General features: G+C 37.0%; 1 pseudogene. It reads right to left on the bottom strand.

Annotated features, from left to right (window positions below):
* Nucleotides 1-94: 94 nt before the first annotated feature.
* A pseudogene (locus KVT34_RS30030) lies at nucleotides 95-331 on the bottom strand (bestrophin family protein); the annotation flags it as partial.
* Nucleotides 332-341: the final 10 nt, after the last annotated feature.

Genomic DNA, 341 nt, shown 5'->3' with positions numbered 1-341 from the left:
ATATTATATATTTATATAAAAAATATAAAGCCGTCATTGAGGCGTAAATTGGCTCTTGACAAGATTTAGAAATGCAATAGCGCCGACTTAATCGTTACATAATTTTCTCATCACAATGCATCTCCATTACTTCTAGCAGACGATGTTGACATAAATTCAATATATGCATTTCTACACCTATACAAATCGCTTCTAATGGAAGGTCATTCGGATCCTGCCCAAAAGGATCTTCAATTTCAACTCCTATTCATTGAGTAGCAGTAAACGCTGAGATTATAAACGTTGTAGCAAGTACTGTAACCCAGCCAAGTTCTACAGCATGACCACTTGGCTACGTCCCG

Source organism: Paenibacillus sp. GbtcB18 (assembly GCF_019091125.1).
Lineage (GTDB): Bacteria > Bacillota > Bacilli > Paenibacillales > NBRC-103111 > Paenibacillus_F > Paenibacillus_F chitinolyticus.
This window is presented reverse-complemented; position numbering and strand designations above follow the sequence as displayed.